Genomic DNA, 14,270 nt, shown 5'->3' on the forward strand with positions numbered 1-14,270 from the left:
TTTTCGCCGCCGCTAAGTCAGGCAAGTACATTTGACGCGAATGCAAGTAAAAGCAGAGGTTAATTCGATCTATACTTGAATCGAATTCGATTAAAATTCGAAGTAATTGCAATTGATTCAAATTTTACGCATTAACCGGCGCGACCGCGCCAATGCTGCGGTTTGTAGCAGCATGGCGGGCGGCGTTAACCGTGCACGGGTCGCGCCAAACGGCACAAAGACGGCCTCGGTGTTGTGGGATATTACCTCCCGGCCACGGGAAAAGCCGGCAATCGCGGTGCGCGGGGCTTTACCTTGCAGTAACGCTGTCTTCGGTGATGCGCTGAGAACTTGGCAAAATGCGAAGTCCGTGCATGCTGCCGGCAACAGCGAGGTGGTCATGAAGCTTATTGTCTGGAGCTTGCCGGCGGCCCTGTGCCTCCTGATCGGCACGGCGGCGCTGGCCCAGGATCCCGTCCGGGTAAATCCCACCGATCCCCAGCCGACCTGCACCATGTGCCCCGGGACCTACATTCCGGCCAGCGAACTTGCAGGCTATACGCAGAAAGCGCTCGCGGAGAAATTGCTCGACCAGCAGGTGCGGGACATCGACATCGGCAAGGCGCATATCGGCATCGGCATGGTCCATCGCGGCAAGCTGGACAAGCCGGCTCCGGATTCAGTCGCCGAACATGACCAGATCAGCGAAGTCTACCATGTCATTTCCGGCGCGGCGACGCTGGTGCTGGGCCCTGATATCGTCAACCGGCAGCGCCGCCCGGCGACCATGCGCACGGTCGTCGAATTCAACGGTCCCGGAAACAACGGTTCTGAGGTTCGCGACGGCTTCGCCTACGAGATCAAGGCCGGCGATGTCGTCGTCATTCCGGCTGGCACCGGTCACTGGTTTACCAGGATCGACGATCACATCGATTATCTCATGGTGCGGATCGATCCTGACAAAGTGACGCCGCTCAAGAGCGAGGCGCAATCGCAGGATTATCTGTCCAAGCCGGCACGGCGCGGCGAATAACCCGCGGGGGACCACTTTACCGCGCGGTGACGCTGTCTTCGAGCGTCTCGGCGAGTTGCTCGTGCAGGAATTCGAGCGCGAAGCCTTCTTCGAGATTACGCACGACCCGGGAAGCGACCTTGCCGAGCCATACCGAGGATTTCAGCGGTGGCCGGTTTTCCGCGGCGATGGCGGCGCCGGACAGCGACATGTCGATAATCCGGCAGGTCATCTTGGTGCCGTCCTCGAGCGTCAGCACCGCGATCGGGTTGCGCGGAATGATGCGGTCGTGGCGGCGATCTTCCGGCAGGTTGAGGATGTCGCGGTTGGCAAGCCAGGTGAGCTGCGCGGCAAGCTTGTCGCGCTTGCGTGGGGTGGCGCCCACGGTCATGGCAAAGCCGTTGTCGATAATGCGGGTGATCTTGCCTTCGACGCGGCCGATATGGTCGAGATAGGCGATCACGCGATCGCCGACATTGCCGATGCCGGGCGCCAGCAGGGCTAATCCACCCGGCGACATATTGATGATCTGGCAGGGAAACTCGCGGCGGTCCGGCAGCATATAGCGGCCGAGCAGATGAACTTTGACGCGCTGGAAACGCCGCCGTTCTTCGGCGGCCGGAAGAATAGATTTTTTGTGCGCCAACGCCATCTTCGCCACCCGACAACCGGCTTTTCGGTGTCGCTCCGACCCTACGGCCAGCAAGGTTAATGAGCGGTTAGCAGGGGTTGCATGACGCGCAGATCACGCCGCCTTCGGCACCGCGGCCGGGGTGCGATTGAAGCCCCACAGAATGAGGGGGCATGCCAGGATCATGGCGGCGCCGAAATCGAGCGCAGCACCGGCGGTGCCGGCCCATTTCGCACAGGCGCCGCCGGCGGCGGGTCCCAGCATCATGGCGGCATAATAGACGGTAAAGAAAAGCCCCATGCCGACCGCTCGATTTCCAGGCTGCAGCACCCGCGCGGGCAGGCCCAGGATAGGGCCGGCCGGCAGACCGCAAGCCAGGCCGAGCGCGATGACAACCGCGATCACTGCGCCGCTGCGCGAGAGCAAAATCATCAGTGCCGCAAATAAAATGCAGCCGGCAACCAGGATGAATTCAGGTCGCTTGGTCCGGTCGGCCAGGAAACCGCCCACGGGAACAGAGATCACCGTCAACCACAGCACGATGCTGATGGCCGATCCTGCCGCCGTGACCGACCAGCCGTGCTCGACCAGCATCGAGGGCCCGAAGCTGAAGATCGCGGCGATGCCGACATTGAAAAGACCCCAGATCAGGCCCGCGATGATCACGGCGATCACGGTGTTGCGGTCGAGCCGCGCCGATGTCGCCGCCGTGATCACCGAATTCGGAGGCGGCCGGTATGCCGCGGCGAGAAGAGCTGTTGCCAGTCCGATCAGAGCGACCACCGCGAGATGCACCGCGCCGACGCCATAGGCGGTGCCGATCGAGGGCAGCGTCAGCAGCGCGACCGCGATCCCGGCCGGCCACGAATTGACGAAGATCGCCATTGCGGTTGCGATTTCATGGCCGGCAAACCAGTCGGCCACCATTTTTGTCATCTGGACGTTGAGCAGTACGCCGCCGGCGCCGGCAATCAGCCGTCCGGCAATCTGACCGCTCCACGAAGTCGAAAGCGCCATCGCAACGCCGCCGATCAGCATCAGCAGCAGTGCCCCAAGCACCGTGGCTTTGTCGCCGAATCTTTGCCCGATGGCGCCGCCCGGCAACGCCAGCACAACGCCCGGCGTAAAATACAGGCCGATCAGTATGCCGATGTCGGCCAGCCCAACACCGAAATCGCGGCCAAGCAGCGGCGCGACCGCGGCGACGCTCTGAAACTGAAAGCCCATCGTGAGGCGAACCAGGAACAGGACGGCAAGAATGCCCCAGCGATTACGCAATGCCTCACTCCCCCAGAGATTGCTACGCAACCTGAGACCGCAATCCACGCCTGTCAATCCACGGCCGGTGCCGAACGACGTCGTTGCCGACATTGGCATCTCCAATCAATTCACTTAAGTTCGCGTGGCCCGCGCAAAACCAAAAAATTGCCGAAGGGCCGGAGGAAACGATCAATGCGGGTTAGGCTGGGCCTGACGCTGTCCGCCGTTGTCCTGACGGCATTCGCCTGGGTGGGGGCAGCTGATGCTGCCGAGATCAAGGTGACGCTGCTCGGCACGGGAACGCCGACGCCACGCCTCAGCAGTTTCAGCGCATCGACCCTGGTTGAAGCGGGATCCGAGCGGCTGATCTTCGATTTCGGACGTGGCTCGTCGATCCGTCTGTTTCAGAAGAAAATTCCGCTCGGCTCGATCACGGCGCATTTCATCACGCATCTGCATTCGGATCATGTCGTCGGCCTGCCGGACATGTGGCTGACCGGCTGGATCGGAACGCCCTATGGCTCGCGTAAATCGCCGATGGTGATTTACGGTCCCAAAGGCACGGTCGCGATGACGGAGAATCTCACCAAGGCTTTCTCAGAAGACATCCGGATTCGTGTCGCCGACGAGGATTATCCGCCGGCGGGGGTGGCGTTCGATGCCCATGATATCGAGCCTGGCCTTGCCTACGACCACAACGGCGTCAAGGTGACGGCGATCGAAGTCAATCACGGCGAGAAGATAAAGCCGGCGTTCGGTTACATCATCGAGTTCGACGGCAAGAAAGTCGTGTTATCGGGCGACACCAGGCCGGACCAGCGTGTGGCGAAAGCCGCCGCGGGCGCCGATCTGCTGATCCACGAAGTGGCCATCATCGATCCGACACTCCTCAAGAGTTATCCGAACTACCGCGCCATCGAAGATCATCACACCTCGCCCGAAGAGGCCGGCAAGATTTTCTCAACCGCGAAACCGAAGCTCGCGGTCTACTCCCACATCGTGTTCGCAACGCTGCCGCCGGTACAGGACGTGCCGGAGGAGGCACTGATCGCGCGAACGCGGACCACGTATGACGGGCCGCTGCTGGTCGGGCGCGATCTGATGTCGTTCACGATTTCCGACGAAGTCAAAGCCTTCGCGCCTGATGGCACCGCCATCAAGCCACCGGTTGCGGGGCAATAGCTGGTCTGAACATCAACAAGAAAAGCAAAGAGCAAAAGAGGAGGCGTCCATGGAGCAGATTCGCGTATGCACCTACGATGGACCCGGCGCACAGCCGGTCATTCGCACCGTGCCATGGCCAAAAATTCCCAACAAGGCGGCGCTGATCAAGGTCGGCGCCTGCGGCGTCTGTGGCACCGATCTGCACATCCTCAAAGGGCATTGGCCGAAGCAGTTGCCGTGGCCGTTTACGCTCGGCCACGAAATCGGTGGCGTGCTGGTCGAAATCGGCTCGAAATTCAACGAAGACTTCATGAGCAAGCCGCTCACCGTGGGATCGAAGGTGATGATCCCGCCGCTGATGCCGTGCGGCCATTGCTATTACTGCATCCATTATCCCCAAAGCGCCAACAAGTGCCTGACGCCGGTCTATTACGGCCGCTATCTCGGCTTCGACAAGGCGCCGCATCTATGGGGCGGCTGGGCCGAATATGTCTATGTCGATCTCGACATGCTGCCGGGCACCAAGATCTACAAGCTGCCCGACGACATGTCATTGCGGCTCGGCGCGCTGTCGGAGCCGCTGACCTCCTGCATCCGCGCTTTCAATCGCGCCACGCGCGCCGGTGGATTTAGCTGGGGCGATACCGTCGTGATCCAGGGTTCCGGCCCAATCGGCATTCTCGCGGTCGCGGCCGCGCAGGAAATGGGGGCAGGGCGCGTTATCTGCGTCGGCGCGCCGGAGAATCCGCGGCTCAAGCTGGCGCGCAAGTTCGGTGCGGAAGCCACTGTCGACATTGAGGAAGTGACGACGCCGGAAGCCCGGATCAGGGCCGTGCGCGACATCGTCGGTGGCTTCGGCGCCGATCTGGCGATGGATTGTTCGGGGCATCCGACCGCGGGCCCCGAGGGCATCGAAATGCTGCGCGATGGCGGCACCTATGTCGAGATGGGTCAGTTCACCGACGCCGGCTCGATCGAGACCTCCTGGCATCGCATCTGCACCAAGGACCTCAACGTGCTGGGCTCGTGGGGTTTTACCGGCAACGATCTGCCGCTCGGCGTCGACATGCTCTACCGCACGCGGAACAAATATCCCTGGCTGGAGATGCAGACGATCTACCCGTTCAGCGAGGAAGGCATCGGTCGCGCGGTGGCGGATGCGATGGCGATGAAGACGGTGAAATCGACGATCGTGCCGTGGCCTGAGCTGGTTGAGTGAACCGGAGTGTGAGCGTCGGGGATCAGAGCCAGCGTAAGGATCATCGAAGGAAGAGGTAGACCCTTCCGCAGGCAGGAGAGCTTGGGATAGTCTTGGTGTCGTCCGGGGGCGTCGTCAATGAAAGTACCGCGCCGTCAATTTCTGCTGCTGGGAGCCGGCGCTGTCGCGCTTTCGGCTGTCTTGCGGCCTGCACGTGCGGAAACCTATCCTTCGCGGCAGGTTCGCCTGCTCGTCGGCTTTGCCGCGGGAGGAGGAACCGATGTCGTCGCGCGCTTGACGGGGCAGTTGCTTTCCGAACGGCTCGGTCAGCCCTTCGTTATCGAGAACCGCACCGGCGCCGGCAGCAATATTGCCGCCGAGATGGTGGTGAATGCGACGGCGGATGGTTACACCCTGCTGCTGGCCAATACCGCCAATGCAGTCAACGCATCGCTCTACAACAAGCTCAGTTTCGATTTCGTGCGCGACATTGCGCCGGTCGCAGCGCTTCTCCGCGCGCCCAATGTGATGCTGGTCAATCCCTCATTTCCTGCCAATTCCGTTTCCGAGTTCATCGCCTATGCCAAGGCCAATCCAGGCAAGGTCAACATGGGATCCGGCGGCAATGGAGGCCCGGTCCACATGGCCGGTGAACTGTTCATGATGATGGCCGGTGTCAATCTGGTGCACGTGGCCTACCGCGGCGAGGCTCTTGCAATCACCGACTTGCTGGCTGGACAGATTCATGCCGTGTTCGGGAGCCTATCCTCCTCAACGGCTTACGTCAGAGGCGGCAAGTTGCGTGCGCTGGCGGTAACCGGCGCGACCCGCTCGGAAGCGCTGCCCGATGTTCCCGTGATGGCCGATTTCGTGCCGGGCTACGAGATGAGCACGTGGTACGGCATCGGTACACCAAAGAATACGCCCACCGAAGTCATCGACAAGCTTAACACCGAGATCAACGCGGTCCTTGTCGACCCCAAGTTCAAAGCGCGGCTGCCCGATCTCGGCGGTACGGTGATCGGAGGTCCGCCGTCCACGATGGCAAAACTCGTGGCGGAGGAAACCGAGAAGTGGGCCAAGGTGGTCAGGTTCGCCGGCATCACGCCGATCTAATACGATTTCATCAAAAGCTGACGCCGTTACGAAAGCTCTCCCACGGGCTTACGCGAGCGTCCATTCGGATCTAACTCTATGCTACGCGTGAGCTTCGAGGAGCGGAGCGAGACAATGGGGCGCGGTATCAAGATGTGCTCCCGTTCATCGTCGGCAGACACAGCGAGCGATGCCTTTCGGCATCAATGAAGGTCAGGATCTCCGCAATCGCAGGATCCGAGTGCGCGAGATTCCTGACGTCGCTCAAACGCTCGGCAAAGATGCCTGGGCCGTGAAACAGTTTTTGATAAAATGATCCCACCGCCGCGAGGCGCTCAAGGCTGAACTTACGGCGTTTCATGCCGATGATGTTGAGGCCCGCAAGAGCGGCATGCTGGCCATTCGCGAGGCCAAACGGAATCACGTCGTCGCGCACGCAGCTTGCAGCACCGACCATTGTCTGCGGCCCGATCCGGACGAATTGATGGGCGGCCGAAAGGCGTCCAATAAAAACAAAGTCGCCGACCTCGCAATGGCCGCCCAATGTCGCCGACGTCGCGAAGGTCACATCGTTGCCAACCTGGCAGTCGTGACCGACATGGCTGCGATTCATGAAGTAGCCGCGATTGCCGACGCGGGTAATGCCGCCGCCGGCCACGGTCCCGGCGTTCATGGTCACTTGCTCTCTAATGGTGCAACCCTCACCAACCCAAAGCTTGGTGAGTTCGCCGCGATGGCTCAGGGATTGCGGCGGCGTGCCGAGCGAGACGAAGGGATGAATGGTGCAGCCGTGGCCGATGGTGGTTTGCGCTGAGATGTGGACATGCGAGATCAGCTTGCAGTCTGCGCCGATAATGACGTCAGGACCGATGGTGCAGTAGGGACCGATCGAGGTGCCCTCGCCAATGACAGCGCCATCTTCAATTCGCGCGGTGGGATTGATCGTGCTCATCGAAAGGTCCAATCCGTTATCTGTCCCAAGGCTTGATCTGCAGGCTTGATCTGTTGAAGGCTTGCGACAGGGGTCTCTGAAGATCCTTCGATTCCCGGCACGGCTTCGGCCATCGATAGATCATCCGCTTGACGTGACTCGAACGAAGCTGCTCGCCGCAAGTCTGCGGAGTATTTCAAAGTCGATTGGGATGTCGGGCCAGGACGTAGACACGACATAGATATGGTCCGAATGGCCTAGTGTGATTTGAGCGCTGGCCTGGTTTGATTTCGTGGCAGTCTGTAGTTCACGGTCAGCCAGCTTTCTCTGGCACCATAAAAGATCAAACTATCGGTCACCGTCATCTCGGCGCGCATCGCGTTGCAGCAGAAGATCATCCATCGGTCAGAGACAGGGAGATTGCTGAGAGACTTGTAAAGCTCTCCAGAGTCGATGGTCAGGTCTTGGTCTCCCCGAGTGGCGGCCAGGTCCAGCCGAGATCGAATCTCTTGCCGGAAATGAGCCGTAGAAAGCATGACATTTCCTTGACCAAAAAGGTCGCCGAGAGGGGAGGCCGCCGGATTGGGTGAAGTTGCAGAGTTTTCCAACGCTGGTTGAGACGTTCGGATGAGGGACCATAAAGAGATGTCGGCTTTATAGATACAGCTAATAAATTGGATTTGGCCCGGCGACCTTGAGGTCGACGTGCTGCGTTAGCTACGCTATCGACGTCAAGGATGTTAGCGGCACATCGAACGCGTACACGAAGCCACTGCTCTCATAAGTCAACTGCACATCGCCCTTGAGTTGCTTGCCGAGCGTTTCGACCAGGCGGGTGCCGAAACTGCGCTTTTCCGGAGCCCGGACCGGTGGGCCGTTCCGCTCGGTCCACGTCAGATGCAAACGTTGCGTCTTGGGATCAATGGTCCAGGCGATGTCGACGCGGCCCACAGGCACCGACAAGGCACCGAACTTGGTTGTGTTGGTACAGAGCTCGTTGAGGGTCATCGCAATTGCGGTCACGGCTCCTGATGTCAACCGGACATCGGGTCCTGCAATCGTGAATTTCGGCATATCGGGATTGTCGAAGGCCTCGATGGCGCCGCGAATGATCGTCCCGAGGTCCGCGCCGGTCCATCTTGCCTGCAAAAGAAGGTCGTGAGCCCGCCCCAACGCCAGCAGCCGGCCTTCGATCGCGTGCTGTGCGTGTTCGGCGCCCGGCACATTTCGCAAACTTTGGGAGGCAATGGCGCTGACCATCGCCAGGGTATTCTTGATGCGGTGGTGAAGCTCTTCCAGGATCAGTTTTTGAAGCTTATCAGCGGCCTCGCGCTCTTTGGCATCGATACCGGCCTGAGCGAGCAACTCCCGAGCATCAATTTCGGCTTGGGCCAGCAACAGCCGCAGGCTGATGTTCTCCGTTGCCAGAAACTCCGGAGGCGGTGCTGCGCTGTTCGAACGGCGCTTATCCAGATTATCATTAATTTCAGGCATCTCTGACTATATCACCATAAGTCGGGTTCCGGTCATATCCCCTGCGCCACGGTTGCAGCACGATAGGGTGATATATCGCCGCTTCCGCCTGATGAGGCGGGTATCAGGCGTGACCGATCATGTTCTGCATCTGGGCAATCATGATCTTGGCATCGAGCGGTTTGCCAAAGAACCGGCTGCCGGCGGGCATATCGATGCTCTCCAGCTTCAACTGCCCGGACACCAGGATGATCTTGATCGGGGGCCAGCGCTTGTGCACCGCATGGGCGAGCTTCAGCCCATTCATGCTGCCGGCCATTTGAATGTCGGTGAATATCAACGCGATGTCAGACCTGGATTCGAGGATTGCGACGGCTTCGTCCGCATCCACGGCCTCAACCGAGGTATAACCCGCGTCTTCCACCATATCGGCCGCAGACATCCGCAGCAGCAGTTCGTCTTCGACGATGAGAACGACGGCGGGGATACCCGAAGGATTCAGGATCATCATAAGCGATGCCTTCGAAAGTGAGCAAAAGAGAACAGCCATGCGCCATGGCTCAGGATGGTTAAGCGCACTGAGACAAGTATCTTATAGCCCAGATGATCCCGATTAGCTTAACAACGGTCAAAATTAAGCGCGCGCGTTGAGCAACATGCGCACCAAAAGCAATGCAAGTCTCTGATTTAGCGGGCGATAGCTGGAATACCGTGATTTAGCGTTTTGCCGGCAATGCGAGCACGCAGGCGTTTTATGGCTGCCGGCAGATTGCTATTGCGTGCCGGAGTATCCATCTGATCCATTAGTGCAATCGGATCGCTTCAACAGCGCACATCCCGAAGCGCGAAGCTTTAGCCACGACAAACCTTATAGACGGTATCGACCAACGGCATGTCGCTTCGATATGCGCGTCACGGGGCAGGATAACCTATGGCCATCGAACACGTCTCCGTGCAGGTTGTACGCAAGCCTTGGGGACTCACCGATCTGCAACCCTGGAGCGGCATCGACGGCTCCGGTGACGCGATCGGAGAATTGTGGTTCGACCGCCTCGATAAAAACGCGCCAATCCCAGCCTTGCTGCTCAAGTTGTTGTTTACCGGCAAGCCCTTGTCGATCCAGGTCCATCCCGACGATGCCTTTGCACGTACGATGGGTCTGCCGAACGGCAAGACCGAGGCGTGGTACATTCTTTCGGCAACGCCGGCCGCACAGGTTGCCGTTGGATTGAAGCGTCATCTCACGCCGCAGGAATTGCGTGCATCGATCAGGGACGGCTCGATCGCCGATCTGGTTCAATGGCGTCCGGTTGCGAAAGGCGATGTCATCTTCGTGCCCGCCGGTACAATCCACGCTATCGGCGCCGGCATCGTGCTTGCCGAAATTCAGCAGCGCAGCGACGCGACATTCCGTCTGTTCGACTATGGCAGGCTGCGCGACTTGCACGAGGACAACGCCGTAGCCGCTGCTGATGCCTCGCCGGTTAAGACGCTGTGCAATCCATCCCACCTCACTGGCGCTCGAACGGTTCTCATCGCGAGCCAGCATTTTGTTCTGGAGCGAATTGACCTTCCCGAGGATTCAAGCTGGGCGCTGCTCGCTGCCCCGGAGACCTGGATCCTCGTGCTCGACGGCCACGCAGCGATCGGATTGGTCACCGCATCTGCCGGGCAGGTCATATTCGTCGGCGGCGATCGCACCAGCGTCGAGGTCGGCACCAATGGATTGAGTGGTCTCATCGCTTATCCCGGACCCGATCCAATTGAGTCTTTATTGCAGAGCCTCAGCAAGCGACCGACCAATTTTATTCCGTCGGTCGATGTGGCCGTCCCGCAAATGACTGATACCGTCGAGGCACAGACATGACGCCGCTCCGCCGCATCGCCATTATTGGTAATTCATTGCCTCGCCGCTGCGGCATCGCAACCTTTACGACGGACCTGCAACAGGCGATATCGACGTCACACCCGAACCTTGAGATATGCATCGTGGCGATGACCGACCATGGTCAAGCCTATGACTATCCCCCTTCGGTCGCTTTGCAAATCAAGGACGATACGATCGAAGAGTATGTGCGCGCAGCGAATTTCCTGAACGCCGGCCGGTTCGACACGGTTTGCCTGCAGCATGAATTCGGGATTTTCGGCGGCGAAGCCGGTAGCCACATCCTCGAGCTGTTGTCGCGCCTCACCATGCCCGTGATCACGACGCTGCACACAGTGTTGGCCAAGCCCACGGCGGTCCAGCGCGCGGTGCTAGGGCGCATCGCCGAGGCGTCTTCGAAGGTCATCGTGATGGCCAACAAGGGAAGCGAACTGCTGCGCAGCGTCTATCAGGTGCCGGCCGATAAAATCGAAGTCATCGCTCACGGCATTCCCGACTTTCCATTTGTTGCCCCGGACGCCGCGAAGGCCGAACTCGGTTTCAGCGGGCGATCAGTCATTCTGACATTTGGCCTGCTGTCCCCCAACAAGGGCATCGAAGTCATGATCGACGCCATGCCGTCGATACTGAAACGCCGCGCCGATGCCGTGTACGTCGTGCTCGGTGCGACTCATCCCAATCTGGTTCGGGAGCAGGGCGAGGCCTATCGCGAGAGCCTGATGACGCGCGTCCGTGAACTTGGCGTCGAGGACCACGTGGTGTTTCTCGATCAGTTCGTCGATCAGGGCACGCTGCTCGAATTCATTTCGATGTGCGACGTCTACGTCACGCCCTATCTCAACGAAGCGCAAATGACATCGGGGACCCTGGCCTACAGCTTTGGGCTTGGGAAGCCGGTGGTCTCGACACCGTACTGGCACGCACGCGAGTTGCTGGCTGACGGGCGCGGCGTTCTGGTTCCTTTCGGCGACGCGGTGACGATCGCCGACAAAATCGCGGAATTGCTCACCGATGATCCTCGCCGACAGGCGATGCGCGTGCGCGCCTACGCCGCCAGCCGGTCGATGACATGGGAGCGTACCGCAGAACGCTACATGGGCGCCTTCGCGAGCGCGAGGCAGGGTTACTGGCTCAAGGTCATTGCGCGTTCCGACAAGGCCTTGCCGGAACCTGAAAGCCCCGCCGCGCCTGACATGCAAATAGGTCATTTTCTCTCGATGTGCGACGACACCGGGTTGTTTCAGCACGCCGTCCATTCGGTACCTGATCGTTCGCACGGCTATTGCGTCGATGACAATGCCCGTGCACTGCTGCTGGCCTGCGCCCTCAACAATCCGGGAGAGCAGCGTCTATCGGAAGCCCTGACGTCCCGCTTCGCCGCTTTCGTGCAGCATGCGTGGAATCCCGACACAAAACGATTTCGTAACTTCATGGGCTTCAATCGGGTCTGGCTCGAAGACAGCGGTTCCGAGGACAGTCACGGGCGCACGCTGTGGGCCTTGGGTGAATGCTCACGCAGGGACGCAAGCCCATCGCGCCGCCGATGGGCCGAAGCTTTGTTTGTCGAAGCGTTGACGCCCGCGGAATCCTTTAGCTCTCCGCGCGCATGGGCATTTACATTGCTCGGCTTGAACTCCTATTGCGCTGTAGCTCCGGATGACCTCCACGCCCAGGAAGTGAGGCATTTCCTCGCCGACAGATTGATGGCTGGCCTGACGGCGGTCGACACACCGGACTGGGTATGGTTCGAGGAGGGGCTTGCCTACGATAACGCGCGCCTGCCGCAGGCCTTGATGCTGACGGGTATGGCGACGCAAACGCCGGCCTATATCAATGCGGGGCTAAGATCCCTGCGCTGGCTAATGACACAACAAACGACTTCGAGGGGGCATTTCCGGCCGGTCGGCACAGCGGGCTTCGGCGAACGGCGGCAACATCCGCGTGACTTCGATCAGCAGCCCCTGGAAGCCACCGCGACGATTGCCGCCTGCCTGATGGCTTGGAGAGCGGAGGGCGATGCCGGATGGAAGGCCATCGCGACCAACGTGTTCGCCTGGTTTCTCGGCAGCAATGATCTGTCTGTTACACTGGTCGATCTGCACACCGGGAGCTGCCGCGATGGACTGCATCCCGATCGCGCCAACGAAAATCGCGGGGGCGAGTCGGTGGTGTCCTATCTTCTCGGTCTCGCGGACATTCGTCAGCTCGCGCGCGTTAACCCGGGTCTGACCAAACCTTCGGCAGTTCGCGCCGTCGGCGCCTGATTTTCATCTCCACTCCAGCAAACCGAGGGCATCTCGTTGCAAGACACATTCCTGAACCGGCAGGCTCTTTATTTGCGCCCCGACCCCGCACGGGTGATCGTGCGTCCGTTCAAGCCGGCGACTGAACCGCGCGATCTCAACCCGACCGACAGGCAACGTGCGAACCACATCGTCGACCGGATGCTCGCGCTCGATTCCGAAGCCGCCGCCAGCCTGCTCGCCGACGTCCTGGAGAATTTCCTTGGCCGCCATCGCAACCTGCTGGAGACGTTCGAAGCCCGTGCCGACGAAATGGAAGAGGCGCTGGCGGCTCACGGTACTTTTTCCAAAGTTCAGCGCCAGTTGATCGGAGCCTATTTTCTCAACGAGTATTCGTTCGAAGCCTCGGCCTTGTTCAACCCCAGCATCGTGCCGCACCCGGACCAATCGGGGGCACCCAAGGGCGGCTTGCGCTTCATTCTCAGTCTCCGCGCCGTCGGCGAGGGACATGTATCATCATTGACGTTTCGCGCCGGCAGCGTCACCTCTGACGGAAGCCTGGAGGTCGATCCGACGGCCCGGCTCGCCTCAAGTCCCCGGATTAAAGCTCGGACGCCCGGGTCAATCGGGGACAACGTTGAGGTGATATTCAAACCGGAAGAAGATATCAGCGAACGCGTTATCTTTCCCGTGACGGAATCTCAATCAAACGGGATAGAAGACGCACGTTTCGTCGAATTCAATGATCTCGGCCGCAAGACCTACTACGCAACCTATACCGCTTACAGCGGGCGCGCGATCCGATCCGAACTAATGGAGACAAGCGATTTCCTGTCATTCCGGATGACGCCCTTGCAAGGCGCGGCCGCGCACAACAAGGGTATGGCGCTGTTTCCGCGCAAGATCAGCGGCAAATATGCGATGATCGCACGGCAAGATAATGAAAACCTGTATCTGATCTATTCAGACGATCTGTACAGGTGGGACGGCGGTCAAGCCATCCTGAAACCGGAATTCCCCTGGGAGTTCGTACAGATCGGCAATTGCGGATCGCCGATCGAACTCGATGAGGGCTGGCTGCTATTCACCCATGGCGTCGGGCCGGTTCGCAAATACTCGATCGGCGCGGCGCTGCTCGACAAGAACGATCCACTCAAAGTGCTCGCGCGTTCGCGCGAGCCACTGCTGCGGCCCGAACCGTCGGAGCGCGAGGGCTACGTCCCCAACGTCGTTTATACCTGCGGGGCAATGAAGCACAACGATCACATCATTTTGCCATACGCCGTGTCGGACACGTTCTCCAATTTCGCGACCGTCAAGATTTCGACCCTGCTGGCGACGATGAAGAGCTGATTCTGCCGTGACTGCGCCATGCCACACCCGCCCGTTACGTGAGGAG

The 14,270-nt window shown here is 60.0% G+C and carries 13 protein-coding genes; 7 read left to right on the plus strand and 6 right to left on the minus strand.

Going from position 1 to position 14,270, the window contains the following annotated elements; all coding sequences use genetic code 11:
- Window positions 1–117: 117 nt before the first annotated feature.
- Window positions 118–381, minus strand: a complete 264-nt coding sequence (locus BLV09_RS02210) for a hypothetical protein (protein WP_146686168.1) — start codon at window positions 379–381, stop codon at window positions 118–120.
- On the opposite strand from BLV09_RS02210, the gene BLV09_RS02215 reads away from it, so the two are divergent.
- Window positions 380–1,012, plus strand: coding sequence for a hypothetical protein (locus BLV09_RS02215; RefSeq protein WP_146686169.1), 633 nt, complete (start codon window positions 380–382; stop codon window positions 1,010–1,012). The two genes, BLV09_RS02210 and BLV09_RS02215, sit on opposite strands and share 2 nt — an antisense overlap.
- 16 nt (window positions 1,013–1,028) lie before the next feature.
- On the opposite strand, the gene BLV09_RS02220 is transcribed toward BLV09_RS02215, so the two are convergent.
- Together BLV09_RS02220 and BLV09_RS02225 are read right to left on the minus strand one after the other, a co-directional pair.
- Complete coding sequence (locus BLV09_RS02220; protein WP_100382603.1) at window positions 1,029–1,643, minus strand: PilZ domain-containing protein; 615 nt, start codon at window positions 1,641–1,643, stop codon at window positions 1,029–1,031.
- Between the two features lie 93 nt (window positions 1,644–1,736).
- Window positions 1,737–2,993, minus strand: a complete 1,257-nt coding sequence (locus BLV09_RS02225; protein ID WP_244548943.1) for an MFS transporter — start codon at window positions 2,991–2,993, stop codon at window positions 1,737–1,739.
- Between the two features lie 81 nt (window positions 2,994–3,074).
- On the opposite strand from BLV09_RS02225, the gene BLV09_RS02230 reads away from it, so the two are divergent.
- From BLV09_RS02230 to BLV09_RS02240, 3 genes are all read left to right on the plus strand, one after another.
- Entirely contained in the window at window positions 3,075–4,064 is a 990-nt protein-coding gene (locus tag BLV09_RS02230) for an MBL fold metallo-hydrolase (RefSeq protein ID WP_100382602.1), read from the plus strand.
- 49 nt (window positions 4,065–4,113) lie between these two features.
- Entirely contained in the window at window positions 4,114–5,265 is a 1,152-nt protein-coding gene (locus BLV09_RS02235) for a zinc-binding dehydrogenase (protein ID WP_146686170.1), read from the plus strand.
- A gap of 117 nt (window positions 5,266–5,382) precedes the next feature.
- Window positions 5,383–6,360, plus strand: coding sequence for a Bug family tripartite tricarboxylate transporter substrate binding protein (locus BLV09_RS02240; RefSeq protein WP_146686171.1), 978 nt, complete (start codon window positions 5,383–5,385; stop codon window positions 6,358–6,360).
- Between the two features lie 127 nt (window positions 6,361–6,487).
- Here the strand turns inward: BLV09_RS02240 and lpxA are convergent, their stop codons facing one another.
- The 3 genes from lpxA to BLV09_RS02255 form a co-directional block, all read right to left on the minus strand.
- The gene (lpxA, locus tag BLV09_RS02245) at window positions 6,488–7,291 is read right to left on the minus strand and encodes an acyl-ACP--UDP-N-acetylglucosamine O-acyltransferase (RefSeq protein ID WP_146686172.1); all 804 of its coding nucleotides are present in this window, start codon (window positions 7,289–7,291) and stop codon (window positions 6,488–6,490) included.
- Between the two features lie 696 nt (window positions 7,292–7,987).
- On the minus strand, window positions 7,988–8,764 hold the full coding sequence (locus BLV09_RS02250) for a sensor histidine kinase (protein WP_146686173.1): 777 nt from the start codon (window positions 8,762–8,764) through the stop codon (window positions 7,988–7,990).
- A gap of 103 nt (window positions 8,765–8,867) precedes the next feature.
- Complete coding sequence (locus BLV09_RS02255; protein WP_244548944.1) at window positions 8,868–9,254, minus strand: response regulator; 387 nt, start codon at window positions 9,252–9,254, stop codon at window positions 8,868–8,870.
- Between the two features lie 420 nt (window positions 9,255–9,674).
- Here BLV09_RS02255 and BLV09_RS02260 point away from each other — a divergent pair, with 420 nt between their 5' ends.
- From BLV09_RS02260 to BLV09_RS02270, 3 genes are read left to right on the plus strand one after another with little or no spacing between them, the layout of a single operon-like run.
- Window positions 9,675–10,610: a class I mannose-6-phosphate isomerase gene (locus BLV09_RS02260; protein WP_146686174.1), complete on the plus strand. Its 936-nt coding sequence runs from the start codon at window positions 9,675–9,677 to the stop codon at window positions 10,608–10,610.
- A complete protein-coding gene (locus BLV09_RS02265; protein ID WP_146686175.1) occupies window positions 10,607–12,892 on the plus strand; it encodes a glycosyltransferase family 4 protein in 2,286 nt (761 codons plus the stop codon). The genes BLV09_RS02260 and BLV09_RS02265 overlap by 4 nt, the downstream gene beginning before the upstream one ends.
- Window positions 12,893–12,928: 36 nt before the next feature.
- Entirely contained in the window at window positions 12,929–14,224 is a 1,296-nt protein-coding gene (locus BLV09_RS02270; protein WP_100382595.1) for a glycoside hydrolase family 130 protein, read from the plus strand.
- Window positions 14,225–14,270 lie beyond the last annotated feature (46 nt).

The organism is Bradyrhizobium canariense (assembly GCF_900105125.1).
GTDB classification, from domain to species: domain Bacteria; phylum Pseudomonadota; class Alphaproteobacteria; order Rhizobiales; family Xanthobacteraceae; genus Bradyrhizobium; species Bradyrhizobium canariense_A.